Here is a 17,748-nt window from a genome sequence, read left to right as displayed (position 1 = left end):
CTCATCCACCGTCCGCTCCCATGGCAGCTGGCAGGTGCTTGTGCATGAACGTGGCAAGACCGATTGAACCGTCAGGACGCCCATCATCAAACCTGACATAACTACGTTCGCCATCGACGTCCCGTCGGCCAACGCGCCTCCCGACGACGAACGACGGAAAGATGGTGGAGTTGTTCCGGTACTCCGGGTTATGAATCAGGCCAACCAGTTGCAGGTTGCTATCGGCTTCGCCCAGCCCTTTGAACGCCTCGTCGATGAGTGTACGGTCGGTCAGGTTACTGAACAGCCCATCGAAGAAGAGCACCCGCTGCGAACGACTGCGAAGCTTTTTCTTGGAGCCGCCGCCAAGATGGCGTCGCACGGCGCACTCCAGGTGGTATTCGGACTCGCGGATGAGCCAAAGCATCTGTAGCGCTGACTTCTGACCCTCAGACAACGAAGGCTGGACAGGCCGAGTCTCGCCATCCCACATACCTACGTGGCGGAATTGAACCGAAGGTTTCGTAAAGATGCGCTCGATCAGTGCCCGACGCACGTCGGCGCCGAGGTTGGCGTCAATGCCATTGACGCTACGGGTCAGCTGCTGCCGAGCCTTGGCCTCACGCTTGCGTCCCTCGATGTGATCGCGAAGGTCCTCCATGAGTCGCATAATGTCTTCGGTCGAAATCACATCGGCATCAATGGTGAAACGGGCATTGGGATTCCTCGCCATCACCGAATTCATTGTCGACAGGTTGCTCTTAGATGTTTCCACAAGGCGGGCTAGCGTCTCAATACTGGCAGACTCGATGACAACTGCCGAGTGCTTCAGCTCTTCAAGCTCGGACTGTTCTATTTTCAGCTGCTCATGCAGCCGGCTGCCAATGGTTGCAAGAGCCGCAAGCTGCTCAGAATTGCGGGCCTCCTGGATAGCCTCAATCTCGGCTTCAGAGAAACCGCCATCGTTCGATGCCCGCGCCTTTACGCAAAAGCTGTCACGCACCTGTTCAAAGCGATCACTGACGCGTGTCGCATTCTTGCGAGCTTCTGCGACTTCTTTGCCGGTGCGAGCGACGTCAATGGCTTCGACCTCCTCCCGAAGCGCTCCCAGAGCCGCGCGGTCGAACGATCCTTGGCCCGGGCGCCAGTCAAGCAACCTCACCCGGATACTCTCCGCCGCCAGATAGGCGGCATGGGACTCTGCTCTCGATGCACCGACTTCGCGAGTTTTGAGATCCTCTTCAAACGGAGCAACGGTGTTCCGGCGAGCGCAAAGAAAGTACGCAAGCTCATGGAGGGAGTCCGTCGCCAACTGCATTTCGATGATGTCGCCCTCAAGCCTTTCGACGGTAGTTGTAAGCTGTTGGGCTTTGGCTGTCGCTGTCATGCGGCGACTCTTGGCTTCGCCGATCAGCCGCTGCAACGTGACTTCGTCCTGCCCCTGATGATCCTTGAACGCCTGAGCACGGTGGTAACTGATCGACCTTAAGGGATCAAGCGCGTCGCGGGCACGCTCAAGTTTCCCACGGACTTCGTCATGGCGCTCCATGAAGGCTGCGCTCCCATCGGACTCAAACACCAACGCCCGTTCCAGCCGGCTCAGGGTCATCTGGAAGGTTGACATGAAAGTGAGCTCCCTTTCCTGGGCCAGGTCAAGTTCCGTTCGGAGCGTCCCCAGCCTGGTTTCAAGAATCGGCAACTCTGCCTCCAAAGCTGAAAGTTGCCGTTCAAGCAATGAGCGCTTCTCGGTCAGCGCCTGGAGCGTCTGATGGCCACCGCCTTGGATGAACTTTCGCGCACCATCATGGGCCACGACAGCCCCATGCGTCAGCAGCAGCGAGATTTGGGCCAGGGACTCCTCAATGCCGACAAGATTAGCTGCCAGTTCCTCGATCTCGCCGCCCAAAACCGACAACGTCTCGTGGCCGCCAGCGTCGACAAACTTCTTGGCGTCCTGAAGCGCCAACAAGGCCGCCTGCGTGACCAGCCGTCTGGCAACCTGAAGACGTGGCTCCAGTGTTGCCAGTTCGTCTTGAGCAGCTCTGGCTTTGTCGACCGAGCCCAGCTTCATCGCGTCCTGTGCTCGCAAGGCCTGGCGATACACGTCGGTGTGCGGCTTATATGCTTTCGCCTCCTCCTGCGCTGATTGCGCCAACGTCAGTTGCAATTGGCGTTTTTGCAGAAGGTCCTGCCGCTCTTCCTCGAGCGCCTGTGGGTCGAGAATCGCGCGTATTCGGCGAGACTTCGCGCCGGCAAAAAAATCCAGTGAGGCGGCCAACGATGTCTCACGGTCCGGTCCCCTCTTCAGCAAGGCAGCAAGCGGAGCGAGCAGAAACAGCGGCACATCGTGCTCACCGCTTTGCAAAACCGACAATGCGGATTCGGCCTGGGTCATTTCGGGTACGACTGGCGCATCCAGCAAGGGACCTAAAGCCGACAGCAGCGGCAGCGTCTCATCCTTGGAAAAGCCGAGGCCGAGGATGACATCCATGACGCGAGTAACCTGCACGTCCGCCTCTGCGAGGGCTTCGTGTGCAGCGACGTAATCTGGGTGGGCAACCTGCTTGATGTCATCAAGCGCAGACAATTCGCGGTCGAGTTCATCGACTGCAGTACGGGCCCATCGTTCCTTCTCGAGCGTGTCTGCATGCGCGACGTCAGTTTCACGGATCCATGTTGCGGGGTCTTGCCCGGTGCGCGCAAGGTGATCCTCAAGGCTGTTGGCAAGCGGTTGGTGCTGGGTGAAGAGCGCGTCAGCGACGCGCTGCGCCTCGAGAAGCCGGTCCAAGTCCCGCTGTGGGTCCGCCAGGTGAGGGTCGATTTCGCCGAACAACTCCTTGAAAGTTTTCGCAGCACTTGCAAGAGCTTGCAGAGATTCGAACACCTTTGACTTCATGTGACGTATACCTTCCGCCTGCTGCTTTTGCTGGTGAAGGCGCCGCTGTTCGACCTCTGGCGGTCCGACCTTCAACGGATCGACATCGCCAAAGATGTTGACGAATGCATCGTAGGCGTGGCTGTGCTCAGACAACAAGCCGTATTGAACAGCTGTCGTCGAGATATCTGTTTGCAGGCCTTTGGCCGCATTTGCAGCGGCATCACGCCACCCTTGGGCCTTTTCGACGTCAGAAGTGCGCGCGGCCTTATTGCGCTCGACTGTCGCACGTTCCGCCTTCAGATCAGCGACTTGATGCTCAGTGGATATAAGGCCAAGTTCCGCGCGGACCAACTTGAATTCCGCCCAGCCCGGAGAGAGTCGACCTACACGCTCAACATGCTGACTGATCTCATTATTACGGTCTTTGGACTGAGCAGAGAGCCAATCCGGTACACGACTGGGCGCACCATGAAACTCGTGGGGAATGAGGGGCAGCTGCGCGCAGAAATCCTGGTACGCCCCTTGATTCTCCTGCCACTCCCTAACCTGCTGTTCCAGACGCTCCTTCTCGGTCTCGGCTTCTCGACCTTCACGCTCTGATGTGCTGATGTCAGCCTTCAGGACTTCCTTCTGCAGCAAGAGCTTTCGATAATAGTGTCGGCAGGAATTGGTGTCGACGGTGTTGCTTGCGAACTCAAACGCTTGTTCGAGCACTGAAACAGGCTGGGCTGAATCTCCAGCTCGTCGGAAAGCGAGTTCCCGCGCAGCCTGAAGGCCATAGTAGCGAAGCGCGTTCCGCCGTCCTCCATGACCACCTGAAAACTTGCTATCACAATATAAATCAACAACTTGCGAACTTGTCGGATGGTGTCCTATCATCTCTTTCGTTGTTGACCCACGACCAGCAAGCTGATTTAGGTGGCTGGTGCTCAGACCCAATAGTCCGGCCAAACCAGCGCTTTCGATCAGGATACTGCCGTCCTTGTCCAAGACCATGGATTTCAAGCAGTCCCGGACCTCGGCGCCGAGGGTAAATTCGCCCAAGGGGCGAGGAACCCCTGGCATCCGAGCATCCCGAGAGTCGGTGTACCGTACAAGGAATGCCGCATCGACCGCTAGCTTCTGCAGTTGAGTCTGATACTCGGCCCAACCGATCTGGATCTTTCCGGCAGCCTCGACCACCGGCTGGAACTCCACCTCAAGGACCGCGCGGCGCTCAAGGTATGCCTGCTTACTCTCCACCTGCAACTTAGCATCAATGAAGCGGCCCATCGAATTCAAGATAGTGTCTTCGACACTACGTTCGCCTTCCTCTGCAGAATCGCCCATGACGTTGGTCAGCAGCTGAGGCGCGACAACCTGCCGGAAGTAGGCTTCGTCGAACCGCTCGCCTGGGCCAGGCGCTACCTTGCTGAAGGCCGCCGAGGCGTCCCCGGCACCTTCCCGGTGAAAGTGGACGTTCTGCCGAACAACCTCCTGGCTCATAAACATGCCGACGACCTTGCTCCATTCGGCGCTTGTGTGCCAAGCATTCCACTGAGCACCCCTGATCTTCTTGACAACAGCCTGGAGTTCAGTTGCGGAGGTGAACTGGATGACGGTGCCTTCCATCCGACTCGCCGGAGCTTCCTCCAGAAAGCCTGGATAACGGTAGAACCGAGGATTGTCATCGTCGCGGTTTGCGCAGACGCCAATCACGTACGTCTCAGCAGGGCACTCCTGCAGACTCCTTGTCATGAGGTCCCGCTGGGTGAGGTCCTCGTCCAGCAGGATCGCGAACTCAACTCGGATGTGGGTGGCGACCATACCTGCCGGTGAGCACCGCTCCAAGAACCTCCGCTTCAACACCCGGTCCTGACTCAGGAGGTAGAGGATTGCGTTGGTCACCGAGGTTTTACCGCCGCCATTGGGCACCTGGACGGCGGTGGACGCGCCGCCGAGGTTAATAACATTGGCGGGCCACAACGGGCGCCAGCTCGCAATGCCCATGCTGGGCTGCCAACCCTCGCAGAGGTAGTTAACGATCTCTATACGATTGATGTGCGCCATGCGGCCTCCTAAAGGTCCGAAGGATCGGCTGTACGTATCAGCAGATTCCGGCCGGCCTCGAGCGGCCCTATTGCCTGAATCCAGGGGTCGAGCCCCTGGAGGTGGTTGTTTTTTAACTCCAATGCGCCGAGCAGTGATTGTCTGTATCGCTCAGTCCCGAGGTCGTCGATGAGCGCGCCGTCCACCATCAGTTCGATGAAGCGGTCTGCATACTTGTCGACCTGGGCGCCGCTTTCCGAGACAAGGCAGCTATAAACGGCGTCGCCCTGGACCGCGTCTTGCCCGAGCTTGCGCACCATGTCGTTGATGTACTCGTGCGTCGCCTGAACAAGATCGGAACGCGTAAAGGTGGTCTCAACATAGCGCGCCACCTCGGTGGCAACGCGGTGGCGGCGGGTATAGAAGAGGAAAAGCAGCACGAACCACAGCTGGGTGAACCAGATTCGTCGCGCCGTGACCGAGTCATTTCTGACCTGCATGCGCTCGTCAATCCAACGTTCGCTGAATAGAGCGCTGACCTGATCAAGGCGGCGAATAAGTAGGAAAACCTTTCCGCCGGGGGCCAGGCCCTGCGTCTGGAAGCCATCGAAAAAGGCAAGTTCGAAGCCAAAGCCCTGCAATAGCCCCTCAAGCTCGATCCGCGAGTCAAGACCGGCTTCATTCAACAGCCTGGCAAGCTCGCGCTCTTCGAGACGACCTTTGACACGCGGGATCGTCTCCATACGTCGGTGTCGAAGCAGGAAGGCCACGACACGCCCCATCTCCACTCTGTTCATGCGTCAGCGCTCCTTTCCTGCCTCGCCAATTCAAGGTCGGAATAAATCAGCTCCCCCAGCAGCTCGACCGTCCGACTCGCCATCCCTCGCGGGATGCGGATTTCGATGGGTGCCTCATCGCCCAAAGACCAGGGCGCCACATAAATACCTAGCAGTTCAGAAAGCGCTGGCTGCCCGTCCAGCACACACCACCCCTTCTCCAGCGCCTCTGAGAGCGATAACGGGCCCAACGCCAATCGCGTTCTTATGAGGTCACCGTACTGGCTCAGGAAGCGCAATCGGATGTCCGGAACCTGGGGAATGCCCCCAAGTGTGTCGAAGCCAGGGGCGGCCTCTGTATTTACCGGGGCTACGCGCACCCTTCCCGCGACGTCCACTGGCGAAGGAAACAGTCCTCCGAGACTGAGCGGGCCAAAGTGCCGGAACAACGCAGACAGCTGACGATCGGTCGGAGGGCGTTTGACGAGATTCAGTGCAACGCCGAGGAAGTCTGTTGGAGCGACGGCGGAGCCACGATGCTTCGCAGCCATCTTGGTCAACTCCGCCAAGTCACGGCCGAAGGATTCCAACGCCTGGTACACGCGAAGGACTTGATGCTCCAGATCAAAGATGTCGACGGTCAGCGTTTCATCCAGTCCATCGTTGCCAGGGGAGCGCCACGCCTTTAAGTTTGCCTCGGCCTGCCGCAGCAGCTCGGAAGTCCTTTGAATGACATCGCGAAACCGGGGCATCTTGACCTTGAATACGTCGGACTCGCTATCCACCTGACCCCGTTCGATTTCTTGCCTGAGATCAACGCTGGCATACCGGATTGTGTCCAGCAGACCTTCAGCGAAACTCGGTACTACATCGAAGTCTCCGGTCTCGATAGCGCGTAGCAGCTTGAGGGCATCTCCCTCGGCGTAGATGAAGTTGCTGATGTTGGAGGAGAGGCTCACCACAGCACGACCAATCGCGGTGAGTCGATAGTCATCAGCGTAGTACGTCCGTTCCACCAGATTTGTTTGCTTGTCGCTGACAAGATCAGCTCTACCGTCCGAACGGTCAATAACCCATAACTCAGTCGGGCGCGAAAGCACGTTTAGCACGTAGCGCAGGTCGTCGGGATCAACGTCCGGCGAAACATCTCGGACTGAAATCAGGAGCGCGTCAAACCCCATAAACGCATTTCCGGATTCATGCGAAAAGGCCCGAAGTACGTCGAGTACATGACTAGCCAAATCCAGGTATCGCCCGTCACGCAGGCCCGCTCGCTCTTCCTGCGTGTAAACAGGCGCATTGCCGGGCTCTCGCTGGGCATCGTGAAGGTCGACCAGCCGTGCGCTCAATCGCAGTAGTGGGATGCAGTCCATTGCGAGGTAAGTTTGTCATCTGCATTAGTTATCTACAACGATAACATATCCTTTTGGATAATTGTTACCGATTTAATCCTAGCAGCGCGCATTGAACTGTATACTTTCACAGTTATCGCTCGTGAATAGTCATGCCGTGCTTCCCTCCAGCGCCAAACACCCCGTAGAAAGTCTTCAGGAAGATGCCTCACAACGCATCAGGGACATGGACGTCCTGGTTCGTTGGGAAGGTGAGCTTTCTAACGCGCGTATCCGCGAGGTCTTCGGGATTCAGGCGGTTCAGTCAAGCCGGCTGCTAGCTACCTACATTGCAGAGCGCGGAGCTGTAATTACTCGCTCAAGCCCGCGGGCGCCGATCAAGCCATCGACGCGATTCGACAAAGAAGTGCCTCCGACTTCGGCTGATGACTATCTTCGCCTGCTCTCTAGGGCGACCAACAAACTATTCGGTTCAAATCTGGTGGTTGAGGCTAGGCCATCTCTCTTAAGCGAGGATCCACAGCTCTTTGCAGATCTGTTGAGGGCCATCCGCTCGGCCACGGGACTGCGTATTACCTATGGCTCGATGAACCATCCCGATGGTGTGGAGAGAATCATTTTTCCGCATAGCCTGGTCCGTGCGCCACGACGATGGCATGCAAGGGCTTGGTGTAACCTGCGGATGGAGTTCAGGGACTTTGCTTTGGGGCGTGTGCTCTCGTTCCAGCCGTTAGATGAGTCTGCGCCAAAGCTTCGGCGACATGACACCGATTGGAACAAGTACGTCACGCTGAAGGTTGTAGCCCACCCTGAGTTCGGTGAGCGACATCAACGCCTCCTTCGTCGGGAGTACTTTGCTGGGAAAGCTTCGATGGCCCTTCGAGTCAGGCAGGCTCTAGCAAGCTACGTTATTCACGATCTACGACTCGCAACGGATTCCGCTCGTGATCGCCCTCCCCAGTTTCAGCTGTATTTGGAGAACAATCAGAGCCTCGGTGACCTGTTCAGCGTGGGCTAATTCCCCTTGTAGACCGCCGGTAGGTTTTCCGCATCTTGTTGCCTGGCGAATCATGGGCCGGAACATGACCTCGAAATCCGCTTCCTCGATCTTTGCTCGAGCCAACGCGGTGTCTGAGACGAACGGTACCACGGTGGGATAACGGATAGCGCGCGAGCAGCACACGTAAAACAGGCACCTTGTGCGATCAATCAACTCTCGATGCCAGTCACAATGTTCTTCTTGTCCGTATCTGACAGCGCAGTCGTGCCAAAATACTTTTCATAGGAAAGCCTACCTGGTCACACTCGCGTGTCCTGGTAACGCCGCGTCAAGAAGCTGAAGCTTTTAATCTCCCGCTGAAGCACTGCATCACGACAGTGCTTCCGAAACCGCTCCCCAATCGCACTGGCACTAAGCGGCCGACGCGTCCCCCTGCAAACAAATGCGCTTGTTGTCTCAGGTGGGGGCTCCAACTCAGGTCGAACGCTTCGCAGATACCAGCCCAACCAAGCAGCGGCATCATTTCTCTTGGTTGGCATGTGCCAGAAATCCGCACGACGATTGGATGCCAATGCCACAGCCTGATCGAGGGATAGCTTTGCCAGCTGCGTTTGCTCCAGCGCATAAATCCTTGCTAGCACCAGCATGACCTTATCCGCGAAAAGATGGCAACGCTCAACCGGATCCCGCTGCTGAGAAATCAAGTGGTCGATGTGGGCAAGTAGCAACGCAAAGCTGTCATCGCTAACCTGTGACGCATAAATTGAACTGACATGGCGTCGTTCAATTCCACGCCCAGAAATCACACGGGCCTTCTCGAAGGAATACTCCCCGGTGGTGGCATATGTGTGCTGCAGAATTGCGTCGGCTTCTACGGTAGACATCGGCGCGCGCCCCTGATCAATATTCAGCTTGACCACTTGATGCAACCAAAATGGCAATTGCTTGCGCGACGAAGTCACATTCACTGCGGTCCAGTTGTTCTGCTCCGCTACTTCCAAGAACTGCTTGGGCCAATCCTGAAGGAGCGCACAAGCACGGGAAATCAAGTCTCGCCGCATTGACAAGGGTGCCATGTCGAAACCTTGCCACTCGCTTCCCTTGTGCAACGCAAGCACTAGCGCGTTAATGCCCATAAAAAATGCCGGCGAGTACACCACGGAGTCGCCGATCCAGACCCATCCATCCTGCAGAGCCTTCGCAATCCAAGTCGCTGCAGAAATTTCGTCCACCGTGGCCAGTGGTGCATCTGCGAGCCCCAAATCAAAACAGCAAATCGAACAGCATGCGTGCAAACGGGAACTGACCGTTGTTTGGCGTCGCCAATGTATATCGACCCGATGGGGCGTGATCGGCTCTCCACATTGGGGACACTGATCAAGTAATTGCAGGCCATGGGTCAAACAAATTGTCACCCATGAGATCCGCCAAGCCTTCCTGTAGTACGGATTGGCATCTGCTCGTAAACACTGTGGACAGTACATCAGCGAAGGACGACGGCGCTTCCGGTGATAGATCCCCAGCGGCAGTATCCCCAGTGAACTGCCCTTGTAGTTCACCTGCTCGGAAATCACCCCCTCAAAGCTTACAAGGGTACATTGACGAAGGACGTTGAGGTCATTTGCGCTGGCCAAACTCAGTTTGGTCAACATGGCGTCAGGAACTGATCGATCAATATCTCGGTTCCATACTGGACTTGCCCAGCCGAACAGCACCGTGCACAAGGACTCCGCACGCAACCCATGGGCATGCGCAAAGCGCACCATCCAACTACTGAGCAGTTCATTGGACTCCGGCCTCAAATGGATCGGCCACAAGGTCTCAGGGATTCCTAGCAGAGCCATAGCCGCCCTTCTACTGAAGATGAACGCACCTCGAAACCCGAGGTGGTTCACCACACAACTAAAGCCGCGACCTATCCAATTTCGTCTGATGCCTAGTCTTCGGCGCGCATTTTTTCAGGATATCCGCGGTAATGCATTCAGTGCCACTCTTGATTGCCTCTTTCGCCGAGTCGTTAAGCAGCACAGAAATCCGGCCAATCGTCTCAACTCCAAACGAATGAATAAGTAGCGCAGTGTCCTTGCGCGACAACAGAGATGGTTTGCGTAGCGGCAAGACCTGTTCAAAATTCGCGAGCAGGGTCCGCATTTCGGTGCCAACCACCCAACGAGTCAACGGCTCTGGCTGAAAACGGTTTTCAATCTGGTCGCTCAGATGCAGCAACTGCAAGCTCTCAGGCGTTCCCGCGATCACTATCGACATCCGTAGTTCGTTGCTCAGGTGCTTCAGTGCAAACAAGAACTCGCGCTGCCGATTGGCGTTACCCGACAGCAGGTGATTGATCTCGTCCAGCATCAGAATCTTCGTCTCGACGATACGCAAAATGTCTTTGACCGCTTCCCGTCTGCTTTCGGGATTCTTGTTGGATGGCCGCGGCCGATTCAACATGCTCAAAAGCATGTCATATAGGTCGTTCGCATTGGCCGTCGGCGGCGTTTCCACCATCAGCACAGGCGCGATGATGTTGCGGCCATTAAGGTTCGGCTCTCCTGGGTGCAGCGTTGAGAATCGCTCCAGAATATGGGACTTCCCGTTGTCACTGCTCCCTACCAACATCATGTTCGGAGGTCTGTTGATGCGAGGCCGCTGCAGGAAATCCTCCAGCATTTTGATCACTTCGTTGGCACGCTGGTATGGAAGCCACCTGTCACTGTCGATATACGTGATGCGCTCTGCATCCGGAAGCATTGCCGCATGCGCCGCCTCCGGCAGCAGGTGCTCAAATGAAATGTCAGCAGCCGCCATACTAGACCTGAGCTTTCAGCGCGATCGGGGCCACCGCACCAGGCAGAGGTTGGATGATGTCGTCATCATCGTCATGCGCTGATAGCGAGCTATCAGACTCTACCGGTGGGGCCACGGCTGCACGACGCTGCTTTGGCACAGACTGGCGCTTGCTGTCCAGTTCACGTTGCTGATCACGCCTCGCCTTCTTGGTAGTTTTTGCCGCAGTTTTCCGAACGTCACGCATTTCGTCTAAGCCTTCGTGAATCACAGCGTGATTGACGTGGGTTCTATTTTCTCGGCGCACCCGTCGGTTGAGGATGGAATTTTCCCAATAAGTTATATGCTCCAACTCCCCCACGACAGGGATCGGAAAATATTGGTTTAGATCCGGATCCAAAAAGTACACCTCACTCATATCGTAAGGATCGTATTTAACGATGAACTTCCTGACCTGCTTAAGATCTGATGGGTCACGGGCACCTACCCATCGCCAAAGAACAGTATCCGAGTACTGACGCCGTGCTATTGCTATGCCGTAGTCTTGAATGGTCCGTTCCATCCCAGGTAGGAAGTCAATCCGCAGTCGGAACTCGTCAGTCTCGCGATCAGGAATACCAATCCCAGGCTTGTCGCCCACGCCCAGAATGCCGTTTTCCCACGCCTTAATCGGAGGCAGGTCCGCCAGACCCGAATGCGGCTTTTGGTGGTAATACTTGGTGATGTAGATCGTGAACCATCTTCGGAACTCTTGGATCGTCATGATGGCGCGCCCCGTCGAGTCGTATTCCATGCGATGGACCCAATTGGAGAAACGTGAGCCCTCCAGTTCATGGACACTCTGCAAGAACGTGCGAAATAAGCTCTCAATACTGCCGGCGTAGTTGGGTGTTCCCTTGGGTCGCTTACGTGCCTCAATACCGTGGACTTGGCATGCACGCAGAAAATGCGTAGCTTCGAACTCACTGGCGTTGTCGGTGTAAATCACGCTCGGCTTGCCATAGCATGGCCAATACGCTTCGACCCCCATTTCTTTGAGGAACCGCTCCTTCGGCAGAATCGCATGGGCCATGCATGCACCGGCGACACGCACACTCGGAGCCTCCATCATCAGCGTGAATCCCATGATGCAGCGTGTATTGATATCCAGGACGACGCTTAACGTTTGAGCACCATCGATCGGCCGGCGGTGGACCTCATCCACAATGCAGTAGTCCGACGGCGAGTGGTCCATCTGGCAAAGTCCCAGGGGGTACGCGATGTCTGGGTGTTTACCGCGGGTCAAGTCGTGTCGGCCTCGCGCCGCTTTACGTCCCTCACGGGCTTGAACAACCGCCTTTTGGGGTAGCGCTTTCAGGCGGCTAATAACTGTGGACTTATGGGGTACTGGCCAACCTTTTTTCTTGCAGCGCTCTTCCACCATTTCCGCAATCGTGGACATCCTCTTTCTCTGGTCGGAGAGGTAGTGCACCTTGAATACTGCCCTCATCAACCGAGCGACCTTGGGCAGAATCTTCTTAGTCCCTTTATCAGCACGGGGAAGTCGCATCAGGACCCGAAGGGACTGTGTTGCATCAAAATCGGCCATCAACCGGTACACCGCTGCGGGACTACGATCAAGTTCCCTTGCAGCCGCCTTTACTTTGGCTGCTTCTCGATAGTGGGGCCGTTCTTTCAACAGATCTTTTAAAACCAGCCATCTTTTGCGGGCAACAGCCCAACGCTGGTCCGACACTAGCGGTAACGCCTCTGCCAACAACCGCTTTGTACGATTCGACTGTGCCGAAGTTGTTTCGATATCGTCTACGGCCAATTCACTCACATGTACGGTCTGAACTTCGCCGTCGTCGACATATGCGACCAGGACGCTATCGGCACTTACGGTATCCAGAACAGCGCACTCACGGCTATCGTGCAACAGCACTGACCCCGGTTCAAAGCTGATGAGGCGGCTCATTGATCAATTTCCCAGATTTCAGAGCTCATCGAGAACGGTTCATCCCAGTCCACTCCGATATGTCCTTGTGCGATCAAGGTCCACAAATCCGGCGACCATGCTGCCTGGCTTTGGGGTGTCCGAGCGACACTATCCAGCAAGCTACGCGAGGTTGTGTCACCCATGCGCTGCAGCTGCTTGAGCAACACCTTTTTCTGGTCTGGGTCGCCCTTGCGGTCCAGATAGCGTTGGAAAAATTCCGCATTTTGCAACTTCGGTATGCGGATATCTGGCTCGCTAACTACTTGAAACCGCCAGCCTTGTTCGGGACAAAACAAGTTGGCGGCCGCAAGCTTAGCTGCAAGTTCATCATCAGGGTGGTCAGCGTATTCCTCTGGCTTGACTTCGAAGAGGGTGGTTTGCTTCACAACACCATCATGGTCCGCCTTGTACTTCACCAGCACGTCGGGGGTGTAAGTTCTGGCTTGTCCGAAGAGGGTGTACGGAATCTGAACATGCTGAGATAGGAACGACTCCACGGTCCTGTCTATACGCAGCAACATCAGGAAGTCGCGCTCCAGCATGGACTCGTACTGCTGGCTCTCAGCCATTTGTCCACGAACATACCGGGTGCTTACACCGATGTTTCGGGCCTTGTGCGAACCGGCTATGTGGGTGTTTTTCGCGTTTGCCATGTGTTTTGACTTTCGGCCACCGGGCATAAATTGCATCGCCGATATATTGCACATGAACCGCAGGGCAAAGTGGTTTAACGGCATTCAACCACTTGAAAGCCGACCCCGATGGAGCGGATCACCGTCGATTTATCATCAAATTTGATGACATTCACCTCGCGGCAACGCCCTCCAGCAATCCCCAATGAACTCGCGCTTGTTGGAGTCGATTTCATCGGATTGACGCCTAGCTGTTGGCGCCGCTTGAATCTTGACATCCATCGCAATGTCTGTGACGCTTTCAGCATCCCGGTAGACAAGCCGGTATGAAGCGCGCTTCATACCGGCGAGCTGAACGTAGCGATGCACGGACAACTCGAAGGTCGCCGTGAACTGCCGATGGAAATAGAATTTGGAGAACGCGGCAACGCGGCTCACCACATCGAGGTCCAACTCGTCTTCCAAATGCCGGTCAATGTAGTCCAGCGCCTGTTGCATCCGGGCCGCTCGATACCCCGTCCACTTTCAAATCTTTGTGATTACGTCGCAGACAGACCGTCGCGTCTGCGCCCCTGACGGCTTGAGATCATCTCGCTAGGTACCGGGGTCTTGCATCGGTCAGGATGACACTCGTCTGGAGGGGCTGTTCCTTCATGTTAACAAGTTCGCCCTCCCAAGGTCACATCGACCTTGCCATAGTTTGCCCCTGTCGAGAAGCCTGCCGTGGCTCCAGGCCCGTTGACAAAGGCCGCGAGTGCCTCGGCATGCCAGACGGCAAGCGTAGGAAACCTGCAGAACCCGCCTGGCTGGATATCGCTCCGGTCGATCCCCGCCAGGGACTGACATGCCAGCAGGAGCGGATTGCTATCAAAGAAGAGAGCGTGAAGGAAGTTGACGTCTGGCCAACTGGAATTGGCGGCAAGGTAGGTCGGCGAAGCAGGCGGGCGAGTGCCCCAGACCGAAGCCACCTTATTGCGCCAGCCCGGAGACCCTGATCGGGTGTCAGCGAGTTGGAGCTTGTAGAGCAGAAGTGCCGCTTCTCTCAGCGCGCCCGCGGGATCCGATGCCGCTTTCAAGTCCAAGGTGGTGAGGAAGTCCTGCGAGGTTGCGACCGTGGCTGTAGCGGAGATGGTTTCCGTGTTGTCGAGGTATGCATTCATCTTCAGGCCGCATGTGCTGGTCCAGGTATTGCTGGCCCACAAGCCATAAAGGATTGCCACTTCCTGGAATCCCGCTGAACTATCCAATAGCGACCGGACAGCCGCGAGGGACTTGGTCCCGTCCGCAATGCCGTTAAGTTCATGAGTCTGGATATTCGAGGTCGCATGACAAACCATTGCGGTCGCCAACTGATTCCAGAAATTCGAGGGTGTTCCCCAGTTGGTGGTCACAGCGTTTGCCTTTTCGCGAGCTGCCGCAAAGGGATCATTGGGTGCCAAAGTCATCAGGTTTGCGACGACAGGCGCACGGCTGAGTTGCCATACGATCAAAAGACCGAGATCACCCAGCCCGTGGTCGGCCGGGCCGTCGATTGCGATCAACCCTTCCGGGTTGTCACATTGCTGGTCGATGGAAGTGGCGCTTTGAGCTAGCCCCGATAGCGGATCAAAATTCGCGGCCACGAACATCGCTGCTGCGGTCCGCAGGAAATTACTGCGTGTCAGGGTCATACGGATGCTGCTTTCGCTGGTGCGGGGTGCGTCGACACCCAATCCGCTGGAACGGCGGCGAGCTGGCTCAGTACGGTGTTGCCCACCTGATTCATATAGTCGTCGGAAGGTCGGTCAGGCTTGGGCCCCGGCAAGAACATTTCGACGATCAACAGGATGACACCAGCGGCCGCACCAAATGGCCCCAAGGCCGCCAGTGCGCATTCCCCCACAGTCGCAGCCGCAACGACCGATGCCAGGGTGAGAACCGCAGCCGCGTCAGTCAGCGAGTCGAGGATCTTGTCCGTCGTCGAACCTCCTTGGGCGAAGTCCTCATAAACTTTATAGGTTGAGAATGCGACGGCAGCCGCAGCGGTCAGCACCGAAAAGCATTTCATGAACATGGTGGCGTCCGGCAACATTTTGGCAAGCGCTGAGGCGGTGTCTCCCTCACCCGCCTCCGCGAGCTCACCGGCTAGTCGTTCGGTTGTATCGGTGAAGTAGTCATGACCTAATTCAAGGCCGTCGAATAGGTTGTCGTCGATGACGTCAGAGACGTCGACATTCACCAGCTTTTCGACAACACTTTCGGGTAGCGCGCCATACACGGCGCTGGCCAGCTTGACAGTGAGGTCGACTGCGGAGACAACAGTTTGGGCGCGTTGCTCATCCGTCAGCGTATTCCAGCCCTTGAACGCCTTGATGACCTGGAAGAGCGCGAACGCAAAAGCGGCCACTGCGAATAGGTTGGCCAGACCCGCTGCCAGCTTATTACCTTGTAGCCAGGTATTGATTTTTCCGAGGATGCTATTGCCCTGCGAAGCAATAATGCCTGTGGCAATCTCGTTGGCCAATGCCGCCACGGTTCCAGCCGCCGCGATAGCTTGATGCATCTCATCCAGATATTGCTGGTATTGAGCCTTCTGGCCAGGATCCAATGAGGGGTCAGCAATATCTTCACTGAGCGTAATGAGAAGCTGAGTGATCCATGCAGGTAGGTAAGTTTGGAGGTCTGCTTGTGCTTCAGGCGTCGAGATTTCTGATCGGAGTGTCAAGACATGAGCCAGCGCCGTCATGGCTTTGGCGTGATAAAGGGTTGCGTAGGTGCACGGTTGTGCATTCGCGTCTCCTCCGATTGTCTGATTTGCAGTTGGGCTCAAAGCGAGGAGAAGCTCAGTTTGACGGTCAATCACGGTCGTCTTCAACCCGTCGCCGATAAACGCGAGTACCGCCTCCATAATTGCCGCCGGCGTGGTGATCGCCTGGAACAGCGTTTCTGCCCAATTCGTCGAGGTGTCGTTGATATAGTCCGTGATCCCGGGTGCGACTGCTTCGTATGCCAGCTGCGTTAGACGCGCGCTCTGATCGTTATATCCATCCAGTTTGGCCAGAGAGTTCTGGAAGAAGTATCTGAGCTTCAGCCTGTCGTCGTCGCTGATCGGCGTGCTCGGTCCGCCAGCGTCTGTCGCGATACCGCTCAGCAGTTGCAGGATGAACGGGTCACAAATGTTTGAGGCGTAGAAGCTTGGGTTGCTATTAACGACTGCGACCTCCTCGGCCGTCAGTGCAGGCTTGGGAGCGGATGTCAACTTGTCACGCCACCCGTCGTCCATGCTGTAGATGATGAAATCCTGGAACTTTTGTTTGGCAACGTCTCCTGAGCCTTCGGTGTCCAAGCTGACGAGATCGGCAAGACTTAGTGGAGGATCCGAGACGTCCTTCGCTACAAGCGAGGCGTGAGGACTCACGGATGCCGCGGCGGCACCGCGCCAACCGATTGCCGACCCGGCCTCGTCGTTTACCCACGGCGTCATCGTCCCCGAGAAGGTTTGGCCGTCAAATGCGATGGTGATCAGAGAGGCCTCTGGCAACTGGTAGCTGGTGCTGCCAACCGCCCACTCGTCAACCGCAACAGTGATAGGTACGGCCGCACCAACCGGCGTGAGCACCGCTATCGTCGTCGGAATAGTGCCGATCGTAGCGCTCGCGACGGGCAGGCCGCTGGTAAAGGAGATGCTAATCGTCAGAGGCGGGCCACCTTGGGTCCAGGTTGGCGTCGGGTCATTCGGGGACGGGCAGGTCTCAGTCGAAAAGGTGAGAGCATCAACAGTCATCAGAACCGGCGCTAAAGACGCAGTTCCGTCCTCAGTGACAAAACCCTGTAACCCCAGTCCATTCGAAATTGAACGCAACATGCCGGCTCGATGCCCTGTCGGCGTCATTTCGCTCCAACTGATCCCGCTTGCACTGAACATCGGCTTTGTGATCGCCTGGCCGTTGACGATGACCTGACCGAGATGGAGCTGAATGCGCAGTCCGGTGGGCGTTGAGTACGACCCGTTGAGCTCATACGGAAGCATCGGCAACGGTGAAGTCATATTCGACAGGAAGGCGAGGATGGGCAGATTGTTGGTCATGGTTTCTGAAGGCGGGTTGGAATAAGTCAAGCCACCGCCGTGGTGGCTTGATGGGGCCGAATCTCGTGGAAACGGGGCGAGCGTCAAGTCTTGGACATTCTGTCCCCCCACTGGATAACTTGGATTTGCATCACGAGGTTTTGAACCAAGGACGTCATCAATACAAGGGATCAATGGAACCCGGTCCTCGTGCCCGACTCAACTCTGTGGGCAAAGATATCGCTACAGTGGGCTGACTTTGAGGCGGAGCGTCCTACCCCCTTCAAACCTCA

General features: G+C 56.5%; 11 protein-coding genes. 1 reads left to right on the top strand and 10 read right to left on the bottom strand.

The features are described 5' to 3' along the window. Position 1 precedes the first annotated feature (1 nt). Genes AC07VY_RS22200 through AC07VY_RS22190 form a run of 3 tightly spaced genes read right to left on the bottom strand, consistent with a single transcriptional unit; the run spans position 2 to position 7,034 of the window. Positions 2–4,906, bottom strand: coding sequence for a hypothetical protein (locus AC07VY_RS22200; RefSeq protein WP_495099350.1), 4,905 nt, complete (start codon positions 4,904–4,906; stop codon positions 2–4). An 8-nt stretch (positions 4,907–4,914) separates the two neighbouring features. Next, positions 4,915–5,628 carry a hypothetical protein gene (locus AC07VY_RS22195; protein WP_495119505.1) on the bottom strand — a complete coding sequence of 238 codons (714 nt, stop codon included), beginning with the start codon at positions 5,626–5,628 and terminating at the stop codon, positions 4,915–4,917. Positions 5,629–5,678: 50 nt separating this feature from the next. Continuing rightward, positions 5,679–7,034 carry a hypothetical protein gene (locus AC07VY_RS22190; RefSeq protein WP_495119504.1) on the bottom strand — a complete coding sequence of 452 codons (1,356 nt, stop codon included), beginning with the start codon at positions 7,032–7,034 and terminating at the stop codon, positions 5,679–5,681. 121 nt (positions 7,035–7,155) lie between these two features. Here AC07VY_RS22190 and AC07VY_RS22185 point away from each other — a divergent pair, with 121 nt between their 5' ends. After that, complete coding sequence (locus AC07VY_RS22185) at positions 7,156–8,031, top strand: helix-turn-helix transcriptional regulator (RefSeq protein ID WP_495099379.1); 876 nt, start codon at positions 7,156–7,158, stop codon at positions 8,029–8,031. A 281-nt stretch (positions 8,032–8,312) separates the two neighbouring features. Here AC07VY_RS22185 and AC07VY_RS22180 read toward each other — a convergent pair whose 3' ends face one another. From AC07VY_RS22180 to AC07VY_RS22150, 7 genes are all read right to left on the bottom strand, one after another. Then, on the bottom strand, positions 8,313–9,857 hold the full coding sequence (locus AC07VY_RS22180; protein WP_495099347.1) for a TniQ family protein: 1,545 nt from the start codon (positions 9,855–9,857) through the stop codon (positions 8,313–8,315). A gap of 58 nt (positions 9,858–9,915) precedes the next feature. Then, positions 9,916–10,821, bottom strand: coding sequence for a TniB family NTP-binding protein (locus tag AC07VY_RS22175; protein WP_495099346.1), 906 nt, complete (start codon positions 10,819–10,821; stop codon positions 9,916–9,918). A 1-nt stretch (position 10,822) separates the two neighbouring features. Continuing rightward, the gene (locus tag AC07VY_RS22170) at positions 10,823–12,757 is read right to left on the bottom strand and encodes a TnsB C-terminal domain-containing protein (RefSeq protein WP_495099345.1); all 1,935 of its coding nucleotides are present in this window, start codon (positions 12,755–12,757) and stop codon (positions 10,823–10,825) included. Further along, positions 12,754–13,431, bottom strand: coding sequence for a TnsA endonuclease N-terminal domain-containing protein (locus tag AC07VY_RS22165; RefSeq protein WP_495099344.1), 678 nt, complete (start codon positions 13,429–13,431; stop codon positions 12,754–12,756). Before AC07VY_RS22165 ends, AC07VY_RS22170 begins: the two co-directional genes overlap by 4 nt. Positions 13,432–13,566: 135 nt before the next feature. Next, entirely contained in the window at positions 13,567–13,908 is a 342-nt protein-coding gene (locus AC07VY_RS22160) for a hypothetical protein (protein ID WP_495099343.1), read from the bottom strand. Between the two features lie 158 nt (positions 13,909–14,066). Further along, positions 14,067–15,080: a hypothetical protein gene (locus AC07VY_RS22155; protein WP_495099342.1), complete on the bottom strand. Its 1,014-nt coding sequence runs from the start codon at positions 15,078–15,080 to the stop codon at positions 14,067–14,069. Beyond that, entirely contained in the window at positions 15,077–17,476 is a 2,400-nt protein-coding gene (locus AC07VY_RS22150; RefSeq protein ID WP_495099341.1) for a hypothetical protein, read from the bottom strand. The genes AC07VY_RS22155 and AC07VY_RS22150 overlap by 4 nt, the downstream gene beginning before the upstream one ends. Between the last annotated feature and the right edge of the window lie 272 nt (positions 17,477–17,748).

This window comes from Rhodoferax sp. GW821-FHT02C08 (assembly GCF_059421805.1).
Note: the sequence above shows the minus strand (reverse complement) of the source record. Positions and strands in the feature narration are given on the sequence as shown.

Excerpts from the sequence above, each read along its gene's own strand:
- AC07VY_RS22170 (WP_495099345.1), bottom strand. The coding sequence starts at position 12,757 with ATGAGCCGCCTCATCAGCTTTGAACCGGGGTCAGTGCTGTTGCACGAT.
- AC07VY_RS22195 (WP_495119505.1), bottom strand. The coding sequence starts at position 5,628 with ATGGAGACGATCCCGCGTGTCAAAGGTCGTCTCGAAGAGCGCGAGCTT.
- AC07VY_RS22175 (WP_495099346.1), bottom strand. The coding sequence starts at position 10,821 with ATGGCGGCTGCTGACATTTCATTTGAGCACCTGCTGCCGGAGGCGGCG.
- AC07VY_RS22190 (WP_495119504.1), bottom strand. The coding sequence starts at position 7,034 with ATGGACTGCATCCCACTACTGCGATTGAGCGCACGGCTGGTCGACCTT.
- AC07VY_RS22150 (WP_495099341.1), bottom strand. The coding sequence starts at position 17,476 with ATGACCAACAATCTGCCCATCCTCGCCTTCCTGTCGAATATGACTTCA.
- AC07VY_RS22180 (WP_495099347.1), bottom strand. The coding sequence starts at position 9,857 with ATGGCTCTGCTAGGAATCCCTGAGACCTTGTGGCCGATCCATTTGAGG.
- AC07VY_RS22155 (WP_495099342.1), bottom strand. The coding sequence starts at position 15,080 with ATGACCCTGACACGCAGTAATTTCCTGCGGACCGCAGCAGCGATGTTC.
- AC07VY_RS22160 (WP_495099343.1), bottom strand. The coding sequence starts at position 13,908 with ATGCAACAGGCGCTGGACTACATTGACCGGCATTTGGAAGACGAGTTG.
- AC07VY_RS22165 (WP_495099344.1), bottom strand. The coding sequence starts at position 13,431 with ATGGCAAACGCGAAAAACACCCACATAGCCGGTTCGCACAAGGCCCGA.
- AC07VY_RS22200 (WP_495099350.1), bottom strand. The coding sequence starts at position 4,906 with ATGGCGCACATCAATCGTATAGAGATCGTTAACTACCTCTGCGAGGGT.